Annotated in this window: 21 protein-coding genes and 1 riboswitch; of the genes, 4 read left to right on the top strand and 17 right to left on the bottom strand. The window is 43.0% G+C overall.

From position 1 onward, the window contains the following. Positions 1–64: 64 nt before the first annotated feature. Positions 65–1,138, top strand: coding sequence for an acyltransferase family protein (locus tag C0979_RS09720; RefSeq protein WP_242962685.1), 1,074 nt, complete (start codon positions 65–67; stop codon positions 1,136–1,138). Positions 1,139–1,181: 43 nt separating this feature from the next. Here the strand turns inward: C0979_RS09720 and C0979_RS09715 are convergent, their stop codons facing one another. Next, entirely contained in the window at positions 1,182–1,772 is a 591-nt protein-coding gene (locus C0979_RS09715) for a DUF3841 domain-containing protein (protein ID WP_101695789.1), read from the bottom strand. A 134-nt stretch (positions 1,773–1,906) separates the two neighbouring features. Then, positions 1,907–2,134 (bottom strand): hypothetical protein, encoded by a 228-nt coding sequence (locus C0979_RS09710; RefSeq protein ID WP_145995113.1) that lies wholly within the window; start codon positions 2,132–2,134, stop codon positions 1,907–1,909. Between the two features lie 49 nt (positions 2,135–2,183). Here C0979_RS09710 and C0979_RS12440 point away from each other — a divergent pair, with 49 nt between their 5' ends. Both C0979_RS12440 and C0979_RS09700 read left to right on the top strand, forming a co-directional pair. Continuing rightward, a complete protein-coding gene (locus C0979_RS12440; protein ID WP_101695787.1) occupies positions 2,184–2,465 on the top strand; it encodes a LytR/AlgR family response regulator transcription factor in 282 nt (93 codons plus the stop codon). 66 nt (positions 2,466–2,531) lie between these two features. Continuing rightward, complete coding sequence (locus C0979_RS09700) at positions 2,532–3,830, top strand: GHKL domain-containing protein (RefSeq protein ID WP_101695786.1); 1,299 nt, start codon at positions 2,532–2,534, stop codon at positions 3,828–3,830. A gap of 8 nt (positions 3,831–3,838) precedes the next feature. Here C0979_RS09700 and C0979_RS09695 read toward each other — a convergent pair whose 3' ends face one another. The 5 genes from C0979_RS09695 to rsmH form a co-directional block, all read right to left on the bottom strand. Further along, on the bottom strand, positions 3,839–4,159 hold the full coding sequence (locus C0979_RS09695) for an MGMT family protein (RefSeq protein WP_101695857.1): 321 nt from the start codon (positions 4,157–4,159) through the stop codon (positions 3,839–3,841). A 19-nt stretch (positions 4,160–4,178) separates the two neighbouring features. After that, a complete protein-coding gene (locus tag C0979_RS09690) occupies positions 4,179–4,541 on the bottom strand; it encodes a tudor domain-containing protein (protein ID WP_145995112.1) in 363 nt (120 codons plus the stop codon). Positions 4,542–4,608: 67 nt separating this feature from the next. After that, a complete protein-coding gene (locus C0979_RS12215; protein WP_274602433.1) occupies positions 4,609–4,740 on the bottom strand; it encodes a hypothetical protein in 132 nt (43 codons plus the stop codon). 256 nt (positions 4,741–4,996) lie between these two features. Beyond that, on the bottom strand, positions 4,997–5,959 hold the full coding sequence (locus C0979_RS09685) for a calcium/sodium antiporter (protein WP_101695784.1): 963 nt from the start codon (positions 5,957–5,959) through the stop codon (positions 4,997–4,999). Positions 5,960–5,984: 25 nt separating this feature from the next. Continuing rightward, positions 5,985–7,028, bottom strand: coding sequence for a 16S rRNA (cytosine(1402)-N(4))-methyltransferase RsmH (gene rsmH, locus C0979_RS09680; protein ID WP_101695783.1), 1,044 nt, complete (start codon positions 7,026–7,028; stop codon positions 5,985–5,987). A gap of 185 nt (positions 7,029–7,213) precedes the next feature. On the opposite strand from rsmH, the gene C0979_RS09675 reads away from it, so the two are divergent. Further along, positions 7,214–8,470 (top strand): serpin family protein, encoded by a 1,257-nt coding sequence (locus tag C0979_RS09675; RefSeq protein WP_101695782.1) that lies wholly within the window; start codon positions 7,214–7,216, stop codon positions 8,468–8,470. A 78-nt stretch (positions 8,471–8,548) separates the two neighbouring features. Here C0979_RS09675 and cytX read toward each other — a convergent pair whose 3' ends face one another. From cytX to C0979_RS09625, 10 genes are all read right to left on the bottom strand, one after another. After that, positions 8,549–9,718, bottom strand: a complete 1,170-nt coding sequence (gene cytX / locus C0979_RS09670; protein ID WP_101695781.1) for a putative hydroxymethylpyrimidine transporter CytX — start codon at positions 9,716–9,718, stop codon at positions 8,549–8,551. Positions 9,719–9,723: 5 nt separating this feature from the next. Beyond that, complete coding sequence (gene thiD, locus C0979_RS09665; RefSeq protein ID WP_101695780.1) at positions 9,724–10,578, bottom strand: bifunctional hydroxymethylpyrimidine kinase/phosphomethylpyrimidine kinase; 855 nt, start codon at positions 10,576–10,578, stop codon at positions 9,724–9,726. A 135-nt stretch (positions 10,579–10,713) separates the two neighbouring features. Next, positions 10,714–11,391 carry an HAD family hydrolase gene (locus C0979_RS09660; RefSeq protein WP_101695779.1) on the bottom strand — a complete coding sequence of 226 codons (678 nt, stop codon included), beginning with the start codon at positions 11,389–11,391 and terminating at the stop codon, positions 10,714–10,716. Next, positions 11,388–12,041, bottom strand: a complete 654-nt coding sequence (thiE, locus tag C0979_RS09655; protein ID WP_101695778.1) for a thiamine phosphate synthase — start codon at positions 12,039–12,041, stop codon at positions 11,388–11,390. The genes C0979_RS09660 and thiE overlap by 4 nt, the downstream gene beginning before the upstream one ends. After that, complete coding sequence (gene thiM, locus C0979_RS09650; protein WP_101695856.1) at positions 12,028–12,849, bottom strand: hydroxyethylthiazole kinase; 822 nt, start codon at positions 12,847–12,849, stop codon at positions 12,028–12,030. The genes thiE and thiM overlap by 14 nt, the downstream gene beginning before the upstream one ends. Before the next feature lie 65 nt (positions 12,850–12,914). After that, positions 12,915–13,580: an energy-coupled thiamine transporter ThiT gene (locus C0979_RS09645; RefSeq protein WP_101695777.1), complete on the bottom strand. Its 666-nt coding sequence runs from the start codon at positions 13,578–13,580 to the stop codon at positions 12,915–12,917. Positions 13,581–13,625: 45 nt separating this feature from the next. Beyond that, positions 13,626–13,736, bottom strand: a riboswitch (TPP riboswitch). Positions 13,737–13,753: 17 nt separating this feature from the next. Further along, on the bottom strand, positions 13,754–15,247 hold the full coding sequence (locus C0979_RS09640) for a M56 family metallopeptidase (protein ID WP_101695776.1): 1,494 nt from the start codon (positions 15,245–15,247) through the stop codon (positions 13,754–13,756). Continuing rightward, entirely contained in the window at positions 15,248–15,622 is a 375-nt protein-coding gene (locus tag C0979_RS09635; protein WP_101695775.1) for a BlaI/MecI/CopY family transcriptional regulator, read from the bottom strand. Positions 15,623–15,743: 121 nt separating this feature from the next. Further along, a complete protein-coding gene (locus C0979_RS09630) occupies positions 15,744–16,985 on the bottom strand; it encodes an ABC transporter permease (protein WP_101695774.1) in 1,242 nt (413 codons plus the stop codon). Continuing rightward, positions 16,973–17,887 carry an ABC transporter ATP-binding protein gene (locus C0979_RS09625; RefSeq protein ID WP_101695855.1) on the bottom strand — a complete coding sequence of 305 codons (915 nt, stop codon included), beginning with the start codon at positions 17,885–17,887 and terminating at the stop codon, positions 16,973–16,975. Before C0979_RS09625 ends, C0979_RS09630 begins: the two co-directional genes overlap by 13 nt. Positions 17,888–17,928 lie beyond the last annotated feature (41 nt).

Genomic DNA, 17,928 nt, shown 5'->3' with positions numbered 1-17,928 from the left:
TGTCCAATAAATGGGCACGGGGTAAAATAGATTCTGCTAAAAATTCAGCAGTGGAGGAAATCATATGATGTCATCTGGCAAACAACAATCCAGAGATTATTTATTTGATAATTATAAGGTATTGCTTATCGCTCTTGTGGTGATGGGACATTTTATTGAACTCAGCTATAGAAACAACGATTTTTTATATACTGTCAAGTGGCTGATCGTATCTTTTCATATGCCGGCGTTCATTTTTATATCCGGATACTTTTCCAAACGGGATCTTCCGCTCAAAACATTGATCCAAAAACTACTGATCCCCTATCTGGTATACGAACTTTTATACTATGCTTTATATACCTTTATCATTGAAAAACCTACAGAATTATATCTTCTGTACCCCAAATTTTCTCTGTGGTATATTCAGGCGCTCTTTTTTTGGCGCCTCTTAACTCCAGTAATACGGCGAATTCCGGGATATATGATCTTATCTGTCATAGCAGGACTTCTCGTTGGCTGTTCCGACATGCCGGACAACCTGTTAAGTATTCCAAGAACGTTGGTTTTCTTTCCGTTCTTCCTTGCAGGAACCCGTTTTGACCGTTCCTTACTTACGAGGTTTCGTACCCGAAAAAACCAATGGTGGTCCGGTATATTCATCGTTTCTTTCGTACTGTTCCTGATTTTGGAACCCGGACACAAAGCGCTGTCTCCTAAAATTTTCTACGGACGCTATAATTATGCTTATCTGGGACAGACAGCCTTGGATGGAATCCTCTGTCGCCTGTTCTGCTATGCCATTGGTTTTGCCATGACCTTTGCAATAGCGCTGCTTATTTCCGAAAAAAGGCTTCGCTGTTCCTTTGCCGGAAGCCGTACTATGGCAGTCTATCTGTTCCATGGATTGACTTACTCCTTTCTGAAGGGTTCGTCTAATATCCTGTCCGGAATCGATACCATTACAGGTTCTATTCTCCTGCTTGGGTTCTGTATCCTGCTTACGGCAATATTTTCGCTTTCACCATTTACCCACTTTACCAACATGGTATCCGGTCTTACACTTCCCGGCAAGCGAAAACAGGTTCCAAAAACAGACGACTTCCCGCTTCCAAAGAGACGTTTTCTGCCCGGAAATCTGCTACCCCAAAATATATGATCAAAAAGCGGAGAGTTTGCTTAAGCTTGCAAACTCTCCGCTTCTATCTTACTTCTTCGCCCGGTTTTATGATTCTTTTCACCCACTCTTTTTTTATTTCCCAAATATTTCCGCACACATTAAAAATGGTCCAATGATCAATCCGAAACGCCCGCTTCCAACTCTCTTTGATCCGCGTCACTTCCTCCGGGTACACCCCTTTATATCTTCCTTCAAAAAACTCAAATCCGTTGGAAACACCGAGCTCTTTCAAATGCTGCTTATAGGCCTTTGCATCCGCTTCGTCATCCGGAAGATAAATCCGATTCAGCACATAGTCCCATTTCACATCGTCAAAATAAATCACTTTATTTTCCGGAACTTCCAGTACATAGACCACCGTTCCTTCGATTGGCTTCAAACAATTATCCGGGCTTATGGAACACCAGATCGGCGCATGTACATCCTCTGGTTTTTCCAATATCTTAGACGCCTCTTTGGTAAACCAGTCGTAGCTCTCCATAAAAAGAGGCGCAATATCTCCGAAATGCATCTGCACATAGGCACGATGATTAATGATTCTGCCGTCACGTTCAAGCTGGCGCAGTGTCTTATCATTTTGTCTGGTATATAAGGTTACTGTTTTCTCCATCATAACAAACTCCCCCATAACTATTTTTCAATTGAGCAGCACGTCTTCAACGGCTGTTTAGTGCATATCTGCATTTTGCTCTCCTTTTGACTGTCCCCTCTAAACAAGATATTATATTCAGTATATACAAAAATCTATTAATTGTACACACCTATCCTCACCACCAATCCAACGACTTCCCCGTCCCTTCTTACTTCCAACACCTGACACGCTTTTTCTTCAACACCTCCGCATATTTCCTGTATCTGTTCTTTTACAATCCTCCACACTTCTGCTTCTCCCACCCAATCATCTGCCTTTGTTTTCTCGCCTGAAACTACAGAAAAGTGCCGATTGATACTCAGCACCTCCATTAAATATTCCATATATCCTGACGGAAAGAGGGCATGGGATGAAAGATAAAGTTCCGGCGCTATCCGTATTCCTTTAAGTTCTATCCGCTACTTTACCAGCGACAAACGTATCGTACGGGTGGTGACAGATAACGGAACTTATGATTTTTATGACAAATTAAATGATTTGGAAACGAAGCTTTCCGACGCATTTGTGCGCATTCACAATCGTTATCTCATTCATTTAAAATACTTAAGTGAGATTCAAGGAAATCAAGCAATCGTAGACGGTGAATCCCTTCCCGTCAGTCGATCCTGCAAATCTGCGCTATCTATTGCATTTGCAAAATTCATGCTCCAATAACGTGAGGTTTCTTAATTTCCGATATAGTGAAATTTATTTACACGAAAGAAATGTGAGGTTTTCATTATGATGACTTGGACTGTGCCATACTTGGCAGAAACAATTATACTCTGGATGATCAGTATCCTTTTCGGTTATCTGATTTTCTTTGTCGTGCGAAATTTCCTAACACCGAGGTGGAAGCATCCGGTCTCCACCGCTTTTTCCGTATTACTGTTGTTTAGCTCCGCAAATATTGTAGTTTATCCGGAAGAACTGACAGGCACTGTCGGCTTCTTCTTTTGTTTTATATTGATTATTTTTCTCTTATTCAAAAATGAATGGTACTTGAAATTATCTGCAGCGATTTCGATCTTCCCTGTGGTTGTTTCTATTAACTATATTACGCAGGATATCGGTCATCTCATTTGGGTTTATGCCTTTGATCGTACGCCTTCTTCCATCGTGCAGACAGTTTTACATACGACAACGTTAGCCCTTCGCCTCCCTATCTGGTATCTTCTGTACCGGTTGGTGAAGCACTGGCTCTCTTATACTGTAAAACTTTTACTTCCCCGCATGTGGATCGTGCTTGATCTGGTGGCTCTTACTTCCTTTACCGGAATTATAACTGTCATCAAAAATACAGGAACTGCACATTCTTACACCGCGTATCCGGCTTGTGTCGCCTGTGTTTTCACAACCCTTGGCTGCTGCTACTTATGCACTTATATGGCAAAGACGGTGCGCTCTGATATGGCGCTTGAAACGTTCCAATACCAGCAGTCTTACTACCAAGAACTGGAACAGAACCAACAGACGGTGCGAAGACTTCGGCATGATATGAAAAATCATCTGAATATCATCGGCACATTTTTAAGAGACAACGAGATTGAACAGGCAAAAGAATATTTTCAAGAATTAAATCAAGAATTTGCTTCCAATCTTAAAGTTTATTGTCCTAATAAAATTGTAAATGCCGTTTTAAACAACAAAGAACAACTTGCCTTGGACTCCAATATCCAATGTGATTTTCAGATCGATTTAGAAACGTCTCCGAAAATTGATGACATTGACCTTTGTTCCATCTTAGGAAACACCATTGACAACTCCATTGAAGCTCTCAGAAAGGTGCCCGAATTATCCGAGCGGACACTGTCTCTGAAAGCCAGATATACAAAAGGCTTTTTCAGTTATGAGATTACAAATGCGAAAACCAACGAAGTCCACGTAAAAAACGGACGGTTTCTTACGGACAAGACAGAAAAAGAAGCCCACGGAATCGGGCTTCGAAGCGTACAGACTATTGTTGAAAAATATGGCGGCGATATGGACATCTCTTATACCAATGATACCTTTACAGTGACGATTATGATACAGGGTTAATTTATTTCTTACAGCAATCTCTTGCGCCACTGGAACTGCTCCATGTCCACCTTCCCAACTGCAAGTTTTACCCCTTCTTTTTCCAATAATGTAGCTTGAATATTGCAGCCACTTCCGTCCTTGCAGGAAAATAATTTTCCTTCCTTCGTTACTACCCGATGCCAAGGCACATCACTTCCGGACGGAAGTGCATGAAGCGCATAGCCCACTACTCGCACCCACCTGCGATTTCTGGCAAGCTCTGCAACCTGTCCGTAAGATGCCACCTTTCCTTCTGGGATTTCACGAATCACATCATAGATTTTCTCGTATGCATTTTTCTCTTTCATATTAGTCATAATTCTCCCGTTACTCTGCAAGCATTTTTCTGGCATTCGTGACCTCTTCTTCCGTACAGTGGTACTTCTTTGCCAGTTCTTCATCTGTAATATTTGCACATTGCACTAATTCCTTACAGATTTTTACCGCGAGCTGAAAACCTTCAACTTTTCCTTCCTCTTTATAATCTTCACATAACGCATCTAAGGATCCACACATATCTACAACCTCCTTATTCTCCTTTTCTAATATTTTCTCCATCTTTTTATTTAGGTTCATCATCTCACGAATGGCAAGAAAATCATCCCAGCTGAGACACCCAAAATATTCTCTATGTTCATTTACATAACTTTGTATTTCTTTTTTATATTTACTTCCCTTATATTTTATCATTCCGAATACCACTTGTAAATCTGTTTGAAATCCATCCAACCTCCCCAGTCTTCCGACGTCCACTAGATTAATCGGAAATCTTCTGCAATTCTTCCGCTCTCACCACCTGCCTTCCATCAAATACTGTGCCATTGTAAAAGTCCGCAAAACGCTCCTTTACAGAAATCCAGTTTTTCACCGCCGCATTACTTTTTCCCATGCAATTTCCTCACTTTCTCTCTTGTTATATTAACTTTTCTCTTTCTTGGATACGTCCACAGAATTTGTGGATAGACATTTGAATCTGCCCTAGAATTTGGAATCAGAATATTCCTCGATAAAATTCTAAGAACTAAAATATAAATGTGAATATATTATAGTGCTTCTTAGGCTCCTTGTAAATATGGGAAAATTTGGGACAGGGCAAAACGCAATTTGGGACGGAGTAAAATGAAATTTACTCCGTCCCAAATTAATCACCGAGTCAATACATACACAAAAAATACGAGATAACATAAAAGAAAGATTGCTCCTTCTCCTTTTTTAATCTCCCGTTTACTAAGCGCACAGAGATAAACGATCAGGCTTGCTGCAATTAAGATCAGCGTGTCATAGACTGCTGTGATATCGAGTGCAATTGGCTTGATCGTCGCAGACGCTCCGAGAATCAGAAGAATATTGAAAATATTTGATCCGACTACATTACCGACTGCCAGATCATTTTCTCCTTTTCCGGCAGCAACCATAGACGTTACAAGCTCTGGCAAGGACGTTCCGACCGCCACAATCGTAAGTCCGATAAATGTCTGGCTTAATCCGAATGTCTCTGCAATATTACATGCGCTATCTACTACAAGATCTCCGCCCCAGATGATTCCGGCAAGTCCAATGATAATATAAAGCGCGCTCTTTATCGGACTCATAACCTTATATTCCTCTTCATCTACCATCTCATCTCTAGCGCGAAGTGCTGTTTTCACTGTTGCATACAAAAAAACTGCAAATAAAATCAGAAATAAAATTCCGCCTAATCTTCCAAGTGTAAAAGTCCCTTCCCCTTCCAATACTTTAGAGATGGAGAAGTCAGAATTCAGCAGAAGCAGAATTACTGCAATAAATATGGAAAACGGAAACTCTTTTTTCAACAATGAACTCTTTGCCTGTACCGGCTGAATCAAAGAACAGGCTCCAAGGACAACCAGCAGATTAAAAATATTTGACCCAAGCACATTACTTACCGCCAGATCGTTGCTTCCCTTCATTGCTGCTGTCAGACTGACAGAAAACTCCGGCATACTTGTTCCAAAAGCAACCACTGTAAGTCCGATAATAATGGTCGGTATCTTCAAATTTTTTGCAACACTGGAGCTTCCGTCTACAAACGCATCCGCTCCCTTAATCAGTAATAAAAATCCTAAAAGTAATAATATATAATCCATTCTTTCTCCCCTATCTTCCTTTGTTTTATGCTTTAATCGCCCATCTCATTTTCGTAGAACGGGCGCGCGGATTTTTCACGCACTCTTCCTGTGACGGACGGATCACGTCTTTGGAAACTTCTGCATATTCCCCCTCTTTTAAGAAACGCTTAAATGATTTTTTCACCAGACGGTCTTCTCCTGAGTGGAACGTCAAAATTGCCACACGTCCTCCCGATGCAAGCACTCTCGGAAGCTTTTCTAAAAACTCATACAGCACCTCATACTCTTGATTTACATCAATGCGAAGCGCCTGAAAGGTTCTCTGGCAGGATTTTTTCACCGCTTCTTTTTGCTCCCCTTTCGGAAGAAACGATAATGCCTCCTCGATCACGCGCTGAAGATCTTTTGTTGTAACGATTTTCTCTCCACGTTTCTGTCTAGTCACAACTGCGTCGGCAATTTCCTCCGCATAAGGTTCATCCGCATTTTCAATCAGCATTCCCGTCAGCTCTTCCGCAGAAATATTACGGATGCGTTCTGCCGCACTGATTCCTTTCTGCGGATTCAAACGAAGATCTAAAGGACCTTCCACCTTATAAGAAAATCCTCGGTCCGGATTGTCAATCTGCATAGAAGACACTCCCAAATCTGCTAAAATAAAATCGAACTTTCCAGCCTCTTCTGCCACCTTATCGATATCTTTAAAATTCATCAGCTTTACGGTTAATACGTCTTCTCCAAACCCTTGTTTTTCCAGACGTTCTTTTGTCTTTGCAGATTCAATCGGATCCACATCCAACCCATAAATGTGCCCTTCTCCATTTAGGCTTTTTAGCATTTCTTTCGTATGTCCGCCATATCCAAGCGTAGCGTCAAGACCTTGCTGCCCCGGCTTAATATCAAGAAAATCTAAAATTTCCTTCACCATAATGGAAATGTGCATCCCCGCCGGCGTACTCCCTTTTGAAATCACTTTGGAAATCGTATCTGCGTATTTTTCCGGCTGATGCTCTTTATATTTTTCTTTATATGTTCGCGGATGCGTTCCTGAATAACGCACACGTCTTTTATGCTGCTTCTCTTCCATCGAGATTACACTCCTTATCTTTCTATCATATAAGTTTCTTTTCTATTCTATCATTCCACCATCTACTTGTAAAACAATTTTCCATTTCTTTCCGATTGCTTTCTTTCCTGACGCAAGTATAGTATAATGATCCCACAATAAGTAGTTGAAACTACTCAGCAGATTAACCAACAAGGAGGTTCTTTATGAAACAAAAATTAACAGCAGCCGCTCTGACCTTGCTCCTGACCGGCAGTTTATTTCTTTCCGGATGCAGCAGTTCATCGAAGGCAGTCGATTTAATGAAAGATGTAAAAGCTGCCGAAATTCAAACGGACACTGCGCTAACAGAGGAAACACTTCTTTCTTCCACGGATTTTGCAGTACGATTATTGCAGGAAAGTATTACGAATAAGGAAAATCTATTGATTTCTCCGCTTTCTCTAGAGCTTGCGCTTACCATGACTGCAAACGGCGCCGTGGGAGATACGCTTACCCAGATGGAAGAGGTTCTTGGTCTTCCGGTCAGCAAACTCAATCCTTATCTCCATGCTTATGCAAAGCAATTAGCCGATGATGAACACGCAGCACTTCACCTTGCAAACAGCATTTGGTTAAAAGAGGATAAAAAACTGACTGTAAAACCTGATTTTCTGCAGACAAACGCAGATTATTTCCAAGCGGGTATCTATAAAGCTCCTTTTGATAACTCCACCGTTGACACGATCAATGACTGGACTTCTGAGCATACCAAAGAAATGATTCCAACGCTTCTTGATAAAATTCCTGACGAGGCTGTCATGTATCTTGTCAACGCACTCGCTTTTGAGGCAGACTGGGAGGCGCCTTATACCGAAGATCAGATAGACAACGGAATATTTACGAGAGAAAACGGAACAACCGAGGAGGTCGAGTATCTCCATTCTTCCGAATACGAATACCTAAAGGACGAAAAAACTTCCGGTTTTCTGAAATATTATGCAAACGGAGACTATGCGTTTGCTGCTCTTTTGCCGAACGAGGGCATTTCCATGGAAGATTATATTGCTTCCTTAACCGGAGAACAGCTTCGGAATCTCCTTACAACTTCAGAACTTACAACGGTAGAAGCATCTATTCCTAAATTTGAATCCGGCTCTGACACAAATATGGCCGAAATGTTTCAAAATATGGGAATGACCGATGCCTTTGACTATAAACGCGCAGATTTTTCTGACCTTGGCGCCTACGAAGACGGAAATATCTGTATCGGAAGAATTCTCCACAAAACCCATATCAGCGTCACAGAAACAGGAACAAAAGCGGGCGCTGCCTCTGCGGCAGAAATGACTGCAAAAATGTCCATGATTCCACCGGAAGAAATAAAGACGATCCGCTTGGACCGTCCATTCCTCTACATGATCATTGATTGTCATACCTCTACACCTGTTTTTCTCGGTGTATTGCACAAGGCGGTTGCCTGAACCGTATATTTCTTTCGCCGAAAAAAGGGGCTGTTATTTCACAGCCCCTTTACCGGTTTATCAGTTCTTATATTTCCCCTATCTTTCTTTTCCTACTTTAGCAGCAAGCACACACACAAGCATGGTAATCGCCATATCCGGCAATGTATTTCCCACCGGCATATCCACATGCATCAACATCCGATATACAATGAATCCAATCAGCCATACAATCAGATTTGTCAGCTGTACATTCTGACTGCTGGCATCTCGTTTCAAAAGGAAGAAATCCGCAATCTGAATGGCAATCATCGGTGCAAATACAGAGCCGATCAAATATAAGAAATCCGTAATATTATCCATCGGATAAACCATTGCCGCCACCGTTCCAATGACCGTCACAACAATCGCCACATGTTTGCCATTCCATTTTCTTACAATGGATTCGCTGGAAATTCCCGCAGAATACGCGTCAAGGAATGTTGTTGTAACTGTGGAGAAAATGATAATCAAAAGCCCTGCTATGCCAAGTCCTGACTTCAGCATAATCTGAGCAATATCATACTCGCCAGTATAGATTGCCGCCCCCATTCCGATGACATACATCCAGCAGCTTACTACGCCATAGACCACTGCGCTGATGGCAGTTGCCTTCACCGGCGCTTTCGCTTCTCTGGTATAATCACTAATCAGCGGAAGCCAGGAAAGCGGCATGGCTACAGACAGTTCCACAGCCGCACCAAACGTCATACTTTCGTCCGCTGCCATTCCAACCGCACCGCTGTCAAGGAAAATCACCTTACTCAAAATCAGAGTCAGCACAAACAACGCCGACATAGCAATGACATTCACTTTGCCAAGATTGGTAATTCCAATCACAATCCACAAAACGATCAGCACACCAATGACCAGACACCACACCCAGCGTCCCGCGGATAACACTCCATCCGCCGCAAGCGCTCCGTCATAGATCATAATCGCTGTCCACCCTACAAGCTGAAGCACATTTAAGAACGCAAAAAGCAGACTTCCTTTCTGCCCAAAGCTCATCTTAACGGTTTCCATTGCGCTTTTTCTTACTTTTCCACCGATCACTCCTGCAAAAAACAACATCAAACAGCCAATTAGATGGCCAAGAACAATTGCCGCAAGCCCTTTCCCAAAACCAAGAGGCGCAAGATAGGTTCCAGTTAAAATTTCCGCAATGGATACGCCTGCGCCAAACCAGATCAATCCATTTTCCCATAAGGAGGTTCTCTTCTCTGTCATTCTCTCTATACCTCCTTATCTCTTTGCAACACATTCTCACATGTTTGCTGACTATTACCACATTTCTCAATAAAATCACTCTTCAGATCAAAACCATGATTCATAGGACCGCTTCCGGCGCCAAGATTAAGCATCGCGCCAAGGGCTCCGGAAATGTAATCTTTTGCCCGCTCCACAGAAGTCTCCAACGCGTAACCTTTCGCAAGATTCGAAGCAATTGCGCTTGATAAGGTACATCCTGTACCGTGGGTATTTGGATTATCAATACGTTTTCCGTAAAACCAGCGAAATTCACCTTCACTATACAGCAGATCATTGGCATCGTTGAGCTGATGTCCGCCTTTACAAAGAACTGCGCAATGATAATTCTCACTGATTTTTTTCGCCGCCTCTATCATAGCTTCTTCATTCTCTATTTTCATTCCGGACAGAATTTCCGCCTCCGGAATATTCGGTGTTAACACCGTCGCTATTGGGAGCAGATGTATTTTCAATGCTTCAATTGCATCCTCCTGAATTAACTTTGCTCCGCTGGTCGCTACCATCACCGGATCTACCACAATATTTTCCGCCTGATACTCTTTTAACTTCTCTGCAATTTTCTCAATCAAAGCCGCGGATGATACCATTCCAATCTTCACCGCATCCGGCCGAATATCTGTAAAAACATTGTCCATCTGTTCGCCTAAAAAATCTGGAGTCACCTCCATAATCCCTGTTACGCCAGTCGTATTCTGGGCAGTCAGCGCTGTAATTGCGCTCATGGCATACACACCATTTGTGATCATTGTTTTAATATCTGCCTGAATTCCGGCGCCTCCGCTGGAATCACTTCCAGCGATTGTTAATGCTGTTCTCATGTTCTTTTCTCCTCTTTCCCTTTGAACTTCTCTAAAAAATATGCATTAATTTTATACTGTCTTTTAAGACAGGCGACAGAAAGTGGTGCCCCCGATCTGCCGCCTTATTCCTCATATCCTTACCTATTTACCTGTTTACCGATTCCTTTTCAGCGTTATTTTCAACCCCTGCCACAGCTTTGAACTTTGCTCCCAGCTCTCGATATAAATATCTGCTGTTCCCTGAATCTCTTTTTGGTCTTTCTCGCTATATCGATCATAGATTCCAACCGTTCGAAATCCGGCTTTCTTCGCCGTCTTGATTGCATGAAGCGCATCCTCAAACACGTAAGTTTCCTCTGGATTTGTTCCCAGCTCTTCACATGCCTTCTCAAAGATCAGAGGGCTACTCTTTCCTTCACCTACTTCCTGACAAGTATAAATCGCCTGAAAATACTTAAGGATCCCAAGCCTTTGAAACGCTGCTTCAATATGCGCTTTTTCACTGGATGAAGCCACCACCATAGGAATGTTTTCTCTTTTCAGTATATCTAAAATTTCCACTACTTTACTTTTCAGCGGTGCTTCTTCATAATAATAATCTTTCACGGTATCCAGAATGCCCTGTTCAATAACATCTGTCGTCTCCTTCAGAGCAAACTTTTCTTTTAGATAATCAGCCGCTTCTGTAATGGTCATGGCAAATAAGGTATCTCCAAGATCCTTCGGAGCCTCTATCCCCTTTGAGCTCAAATAGCGGATTCCTGCCTCATCCCAAATCCCCATAGAATCTAAGATGGTTCCATCTACATCAAAAATTGCTCCTTTGATCATGCCTTCACCATCTTTTGTGTCTCTTCTTTCAACCTTTTTGTTGCTTCCTGTATATCCGGCTGAGCAAAGATTGCACTGATGACTGCCACCCCACAGATTCCGCTTCCTGCAAGCTCCATGACGTTGTGAATCCCGATTCCGCCAATGGCTATCACCGGAATATCAACGGCTTCACAAATTGCCTTTAACGTTTCGTGGCTCACATCATCGGCATCTGCCTTGGAACCGGTTGTGAACACTGCCCCTACGCCCAGATAGTCTGCTCCATGCTTCTGCGCAAGCAGCGCCTGCTCTACCGTTTGCGCTGACACTCCGATAATTTTATCCGGTCCAAGCTTCGCCCGCACGTCCAGCGCTTCCATATCACTTTGTCCCACATGAACACCGTCCGCATCCATCGCCAGCGCAATTTCCACATTGTCATTGATCACAAAAGGCACATGATAACGAGCGCACAATTCTTTGATTTCTTTTGCTTCTTCTAAAAAGGCGTCTTCATTTAATTCCTTTTCCCGCAGCTGAATAAATGTTGCTCCGCCTTTGATGGCTTCTTCCACCTGACTGTAAAGCGTTCTTCCGTTCAGCCAGCTTCTGTCTGTCACTGCATAGAGAAGCAAATCTTTTTCTTCGCATCTCTTATCGCACTTCATAGTTTGCTCCTTGATCCAAAGTCTCCTGATCCATGTGATAAATTGCGTCAATGATTCGGTTTCTGTACGTGGAATTTCCATCCTCCGGCTTCATATGACGAAAGCCAATCTCTCCTGCAAGTCCCATCGCACAGACTGCTGCTGCCGCTGCCGGAAGCTTGTCCTCTTTATTTGCCACAAGAAATACTGTCATAAGTGCAGACAACTGACATCCTGTCCCTGTAATTTTTCCCATCTCAGGACGTCCGTTTCTTACCACATAACACGCCTCTCCATCACTGATCAAATCAATGGCTCCAGTCACTGCCACGATACATCCTGCTTCTTTTGCAAATGTTTTTACAAAGGCAACTGCTTCATCGAGATTCTCCTCGGTCACTGCATCCGCCACATCCGCATCCACGCCTTTGGTCGTACCACTTCCAAGAGCCAGCGTTTTAATCTCGGAAATATTTCCGCGAATAACATCGAAAGAAAGTTCTTTCATCAGGTTAATTGCTGTATTCGTACGAAGGGCGCTCGCTCCCGCTCCCACCGGATCAAGAAGTAGTACATGTCCAAGTTCCTGCGCTTTCTTTCCGGCTAAGAACATTGCCTTAATACTATTCTGATTTAAGGTTCCGATATTGATATTTAAGCCACCACAGATGGAGGTAATATCTTCCACATCCTCCGGTTCATCTGACATGATCGGACTTCCACCGCACGCCAGCAGAACGTTTGCAACATCATTTACTGTTACATAGTTTGTAATGTTATGTACCAGCGGTGTATTCTTTCTTACATTTTCAACATAAGCTCCTAACATCTTTGATTCCTTCTTTCTCTCTTTTGATCTGTTTACGCAATCCACTTTGTTCTTCTTAATTTCCTCTAGGATAATGCAGTCTTTCTCACTTGATCCAATGCCTTTGAAACTGCCGGAATAGAGATAATAATCAATGTGATTAATGCTTCAGCAAGTAAGAAGCTGTAGTTATAAGCGATCGGGTAAATGCTCTTCAATGCGGTTGGAAAATTATCCGGCATATAATCCATCCAGTACAAGTAGCCGCCAAGCGCATGAAAAGCGCCTCTTGCCAGAACCGCCACAATATATCCCTTAATTAAACCGTGGGACTTCTTTGCAAATAATCCAGCCAGACCAAGCGCCGCAAATGCAAGAACATAGTCACAGCAAACCTGGAAAAAGGAGAGTACAAAAGGCTCCTGAATAAACTGCAAAATTCCATAGGCAAGACCTACTAAGACACCTGTCTTCACTCCGTACCAGTTTGCAACCAATACGATAAACAACATACTACAAAGAGTTACGCTTCCACCCCACGGCAAGGAAAACACCTTCACATAAGATGTTACAAATGCAAGCGCCATTGCCATTGCGCAGAACACCAACTGTTTTGTAGACATTTTCTTTTTTTCTGAAGTCTTACCGGCAAACACAAGCGCCAACACGAACAAAAGCACACCTGCTATGATGCTGACAGCATATCCCGCCGTCGTAAGCCCTCCTTCTGCATTCACTAAAAAATTGAACATAAAAAAACCTCCTTCGTCTTCGATTGAAGACAAAGGAGATTCAAAAATCCCTTATAAACGCATCCCTACGTTGGCATTATCCAAATCAGGTTATAGGTCTGGGCGGTGTCAGCCCACTCTCAGCCCGCTTCCGTGCAAGCTCCCTTGTCATCAATCTTTATTCTGTTTTATATTCATGTGTTCCCACATGCTCTCTTATCATAATGCGAAAACCAGTTCTTGTCAACCACATGATACTGTATCCTGCTGTTTTCTTTGGACTCTATATCATATACATAGCATACTATATATTCTCCTTCTATCACAAAGGTACAATTCTGATCTTTTGTTTCTAGAAATATACGCAGACCCTCTTCTTGACAGGGCACCTCATAATCGCCTATCAGTTTCTCTATCTCCAGATCTGACAGATATTCCAAAAGTTCTTCCCTGTTTTCTGCCCGTTGCAGCTTCTGTTGATTCTTATGATCACTACTGTAAGTATAAGTAACCTCCTTGATATCGTGGATATGTTCTCCCAAGACTTCCCCAACTGTGGTGCGATCTGTCGCAAATATCATACGCCCCGGAAAAAAGCAGCTAAGAAACATCACCAAAAACAGAATCCACAGCCCCCGTCTTTTCTTTTTCTCCTGCATCGTTTCCCGCATCCGATACCTTAGCGTCTTCGCCCTCCTAGAAAGGCACGTAGTAAATCCGCTTGATACTCCCGTATCCGTAAGTAGCAAATTAGCATACACTCTTCTCCCAGCTGCATTTTCGTCTTTTAACACAAGTTCATCACAGGATAACTCCAGATCGTCTTCTGCTCTCTTCACTGCAATCCACGCAAAAGGATGCATCCATCCAAATGCATTACAGAATCTTAAGAAAAACTTTGTATGTGTATCACGCCTTCTGATATGACATAATTCATGCCGGAAGATAAACGCAGCTTCTTCTGTTGTATAGGCTCTCCTCGGGAGGTAAATCACCATATTTTTTTGAATCATTCCCACCGTAAGAGGGGTTTTGATTCGATTAGAATACTTCAGTCCAACCGTAAAACTCTCGGAAAAATTCAATTTCTTTTTTTCCCGTTCAAAGCTCTCTCTTAATTCCGGATCTTCTACCTCTCCCGCATCTTTTTTCAGAAGTCTTGAAAACTGAACATGCGACAGGATCTGCCACAGCATAAAAACTGCAAATCCCAGCAGCCAAATTCCCAACAACAAAAAGATGATTTCTTTGGGGATGTAACAGACCATGATCTGTTTGCCCTGTGACAGTTGATAAAAGATATATGGCTGATAATAAAGAAAAATCGGAACCAGCCAAAGCGTTGCACACATTTTTGCCGCATAATATTTCCTGAGCACCGGCAGGAAGAGCAGCAGGAAAAGGAAATACGCATTCAGGAAGAAAAACGTATCAAAAATGTAGGAAAAGAACTGCTCTGCCAGCATTTCTCCATCTAAAAACAGACACATGATCAGAGCCATAATTCCTATCACAATGGGAAACACAAGCGGATCCAGCCACACCAGTGAATCATCTGTCCGCACCCGCATCGGTGTTGCCTTTCCATTCTCCACATTACAGGATCCCCGATAGCCGCCTATCAGCATCAATGCCATAAATACAGCCCAAAAGATCCGCATCATAAATATGATTCCTGTATCTGTCATTTAGATCTCTCCTTTCTCAAGAAGCTGTCTCAGTTCTTCTAATTCCTCCTTCTTCACACCACCGTCATTGAGTGCCACCGCAAAATTTGCTACAGATCCCTGGAATAGTCTGTCTAAAAAAGATCGACTCTCAGACGCCAGATATTCCTTCTCTGTTATGACTGGATAATAATAGTTGGTGCGTCCTTCTTTTTTCATCTCAAGAAAGGATTTCTCACACAGGCGTGTCAGAAGTGTCAATATGGTGGTCGGCGCCAGAGGATGTTCTTGTTGAAGCCTTTCTTCTATCAAAAGTCTGGAGACCGGCGCTGTCTCCTTCCAGATGATCTGCATGATCTCAAGTTCGCTTTCCGGCAATCGCTTGATCACTTTCATGTCCTTCTCCCTCCTTCTTCTACTATTGTAGAATTATTATGCTCTACACTTGTAGAAGAGTCAACACCATATCAAAAAAAACGCCATTATCTCCGATCTTTTTCTTTATTTCATCTGCTAATTACTTTCTCATCTTACAATGGGAATGCACTGCTGCTCCCAAGAACACCGGAATCTGAACCAGGGTTACCGCCACAAGTACATAAGGGATCCATACCGACTGGCTTCCCAAATGCAGGAACTTAAAATCAATCAGCATATACAGAAAACTATTGCCCATCCCAATTCCACCGCCCGGCAGCAGGCACTGCAGCCACAGCCCCAACTGACCTGGAAATACAGACGTTGCAAACACCGGCAAGAAACAGAACACCAACGCAGCTGCCAAAGATGAAACCATGCTTTTCATCTTCGTAGACAAATACAGAGCAAAACTGATCATTGCCAAAAATATCAGAAATCCAGCTGCCAGATTCAGCCACTGCGTCTGTCCTATGTCTAAGTTCGGCAAACTGGAAATAGAGAAGATGACCTGCAGCGATGTTTTCGTACTCTCCCATCCAAACAACGTATTGGTAACTGCAATCCACACCATAGAACAGATCAGGAAGGTACTGCCGCAGATCAAAACTGCAGATCCAATCTTGCAGGCCGCCATCTTTCCCCTTCCGTGCTTCGTGCATCGAAGGATGTCATCTGCTCCCGTCTGATAATCAGAACTAAATATCGGCGACGCTATCACGACGCACAAGATGGTAATCAAATAGATCAGCAGCACCTGATAATCCATCGCATTACTGCCGATTCCCGAATAATATTGAAATGGTTTCTCCACATCCTGATACAGATTTTCTCCTATCTTCTGGGCAGATCTGTGTTCTGGCTGCTCCATCGCAAGAAGAGCTTTCGTCCTTTCCTGAACCTTTTCATAGTAACGATTCGTCTCCTCAATCGGAATCTCTGTCAGCGCCGGCGCCATTCCATTTTCATCCGCAAATGCTTCCCTGACGCCATGAATGAGCTCCCAGTAAGGGATCAGCATCGTCGTATCTGCTTCCTCCGGCAATTCGTAGGTATCTTCCACGCCATATTTCGTCAGACATTCCTGATAGGTAAAAAGAGCCTCCTTTACCTTCTCTGGCGTTACCTCTCCTTCTAGCTTAGACCGCTGTCCCCGAAGATAAGTTACGGCTTCTCTTCCCTTTAGAGAAATCTCCTGCCCCTGTTCATCAGTATAGCTAACCTCCTCAAAGGTAACCGGAATATATGCCAGCATCCCGGAAAACACCAGCGCTGCCGCCAGTAAAATCCAGGTGCGTTTTGTAGTCAGTATCCGTTTCATTTCCAATCCTAAAAACCGCATTCCTCTTCTCCTCCTTCCCCATTTCTTTCCATACAATCCTCCTGTGGGAATAACCACAGATACAGATCCTCCAGCTTCGGCGGCACAGATTTCGAATCCGGGATCTGCGGACCATCTGCCAGATAACGCACGGACACCATTCCATAGTCTTCGTTTCGCAGATTAACGATCCGCATACCTTTCTCGTAAGAAGCGATCTCCTGCGCCGGGATCACCCCACTCCATACTTTTCCTTCCACCAGACAAATCAGCTCTTCTGTGGATCCCGTCTCAATAATGTGTCCCTCCTTCATAATCGCATTCTGCGTTGCCATATACTCCACGTCTGATACAATATGAGTCGAAATCAACACAATCCGATCATTTGCAAATTCTGACAACAGATTGCGAAAGCGAATCCTCTCTCCCGGATCCAGCCCACTGGTTGGTTCATCCAGAATCAATACTTTTGGATCATTTAAAAGCGCCTGGGCAATACCCACTCTTCGTTTCATTCCACCAGAAAGCTTCACAATCTTTTTATTTTTCACCTCGCTTAGAGTCAGTCTCTCTAAAAGTTCGGCAATCTTTTTCTTACTCTCCACCCTTGAAAGGCCTTTTAATGAGGCCACATATTCCAGATAAGATTTCACCGTAAACTCCGGGTAGAATCCAAATTCCTGCGGAAGATAACCAAAGATTTCTCTGTATTTTCCCTTTAACATGGTAATTGGCAGCCCATCGTAAAAAATTTCTCCGGATGTAGGCTGTACAATTCCGGCAATCATCCGCATCAAAGACGTCTTCCCCGCACCATTTGCGCCTAACAGCCCCCACACGCCCGGCGTCAGGGTAAGGGACACCTGATCCACCGCTTTTTTGTCCTTATAATATTTTGAAATATTTCTGATTTCCAGTTCCATATTTATCTCCTTTTCTATCCATATACAGAATACGCTTCCTA

Origin of the sequence: Dorea phocaeensis (assembly GCF_900240315.1) — a bacterium.
In the GTDB taxonomy this organism is placed as follows: domain Bacteria; phylum Bacillota; class Clostridia; order Lachnospirales; family Lachnospiraceae; genus Dorea_B; species Dorea_B phocaeensis.
Note: the sequence above shows the minus strand (reverse complement) of the source record. Positions and strands in the feature narration are given on the sequence as shown.

Bases quoted from the DNA above. Each gene is read 5' to 3' on its own strand.
- C0979_RS09630 (WP_101695774.1), bottom strand. From the start codon at position 16,985: ATGCGGTTTTTAGGATTGGAAATGAAACGGATACTGACTACAAAACGC.
- C0979_RS09645 (WP_101695777.1), bottom strand. From the start codon at position 13,580: ATGTTCAATTTTTTAGTGAATGCAGAAGGAGGGCTTACGACGGCGGGA.
- C0979_RS09625 (WP_101695855.1), bottom strand. From the start codon at position 17,887: ATGGAACTGGAAATCAGAAATATTTCAAAATATTATAAGGACAAAAAA.
- rsmH (WP_101695783.1), bottom strand. From the start codon at position 7,028: ATGGAAGAGAAGCAGCATAAAAGACGTGTGCGTTATTCAGGAACGCAT.
- C0979_RS09695 (WP_101695857.1), bottom strand. From the start codon at position 4,159: ATGAAAGAGAAAAATGCATACGAGAAAATCTATGATGTGATTCGTGAA.
- C0979_RS09715 (WP_101695789.1), bottom strand. From the start codon at position 1,772: ATGATGGAGAAAACAGTAACCTTATATACCAGACAAAATGATAAGACA.
- C0979_RS09690 (WP_145995112.1), bottom strand. From the start codon at position 4,541: ATGATAAAATATAAGGGAAGTAAATATAAAAAAGAAATACAAAGTTAT.
- C0979_RS09660 (WP_101695779.1), bottom strand. From the start codon at position 11,391: ATGATCAAAGGAGCAATTTTTGATGTAGATGGAACCATCTTAGATTCT.
- thiM (WP_101695856.1), bottom strand. From the start codon at position 12,849: ATGTTAGGAGCTTATGTTGAAAATGTAAGAAAGAATACACCGCTGGTA.
- thiD (WP_101695780.1), bottom strand. From the start codon at position 10,578: ATGAGAACAGCATTAACAATCGCTGGAAGTGATTCCAGCGGAGGCGCC.
- C0979_RS09710 (WP_145995113.1), bottom strand. From the start codon at position 2,134: ATGGAATATTTAATGGAGGTGCTGAGTATCAATCGGCACTTTTCTGTA.
- C0979_RS09640 (WP_101695776.1), bottom strand. From the start codon at position 15,247: ATGACAGATACAGGAATCATATTTATGATGCGGATCTTTTGGGCTGTA.
- C0979_RS09635 (WP_101695775.1), bottom strand. From the start codon at position 15,622: ATGAAAGTGATCAAGCGATTGCCGGAAAGCGAACTTGAGATCATGCAG.
- cytX (WP_101695781.1), bottom strand. From the start codon at position 9,718: ATGACAGAGAAGAGAACCTCCTTATGGGAAAATGGATTGATCTGGTTT.
- thiE (WP_101695778.1), bottom strand. From the start codon at position 12,041: ATGAAGTGCGATAAGAGATGCGAAGAAAAAGATTTGCTTCTCTATGCA.
- C0979_RS09700 (WP_101695786.1), top strand. From the start codon at position 2,532: ATGATGACTTGGACTGTGCCATACTTGGCAGAAACAATTATACTCTGG.
- C0979_RS09675 (WP_101695782.1), top strand. From the start codon at position 7,214: ATGAAACAAAAATTAACAGCAGCCGCTCTGACCTTGCTCCTGACCGGC.
- C0979_RS09720 (WP_242962685.1), top strand. From the start codon at position 65: ATGATGTCATCTGGCAAACAACAATCCAGAGATTATTTATTTGATAAT.
- C0979_RS12215 (WP_274602433.1), bottom strand. From the start codon at position 4,740: ATGGGAAAAAGTAATGCGGCGGTGAAAAACTGGATTTCTGTAAAGGAG.
- C0979_RS09685 (WP_101695784.1), bottom strand. From the start codon at position 5,959: ATGGATTATATATTATTACTTTTAGGATTTTTATTACTGATTAAGGGA.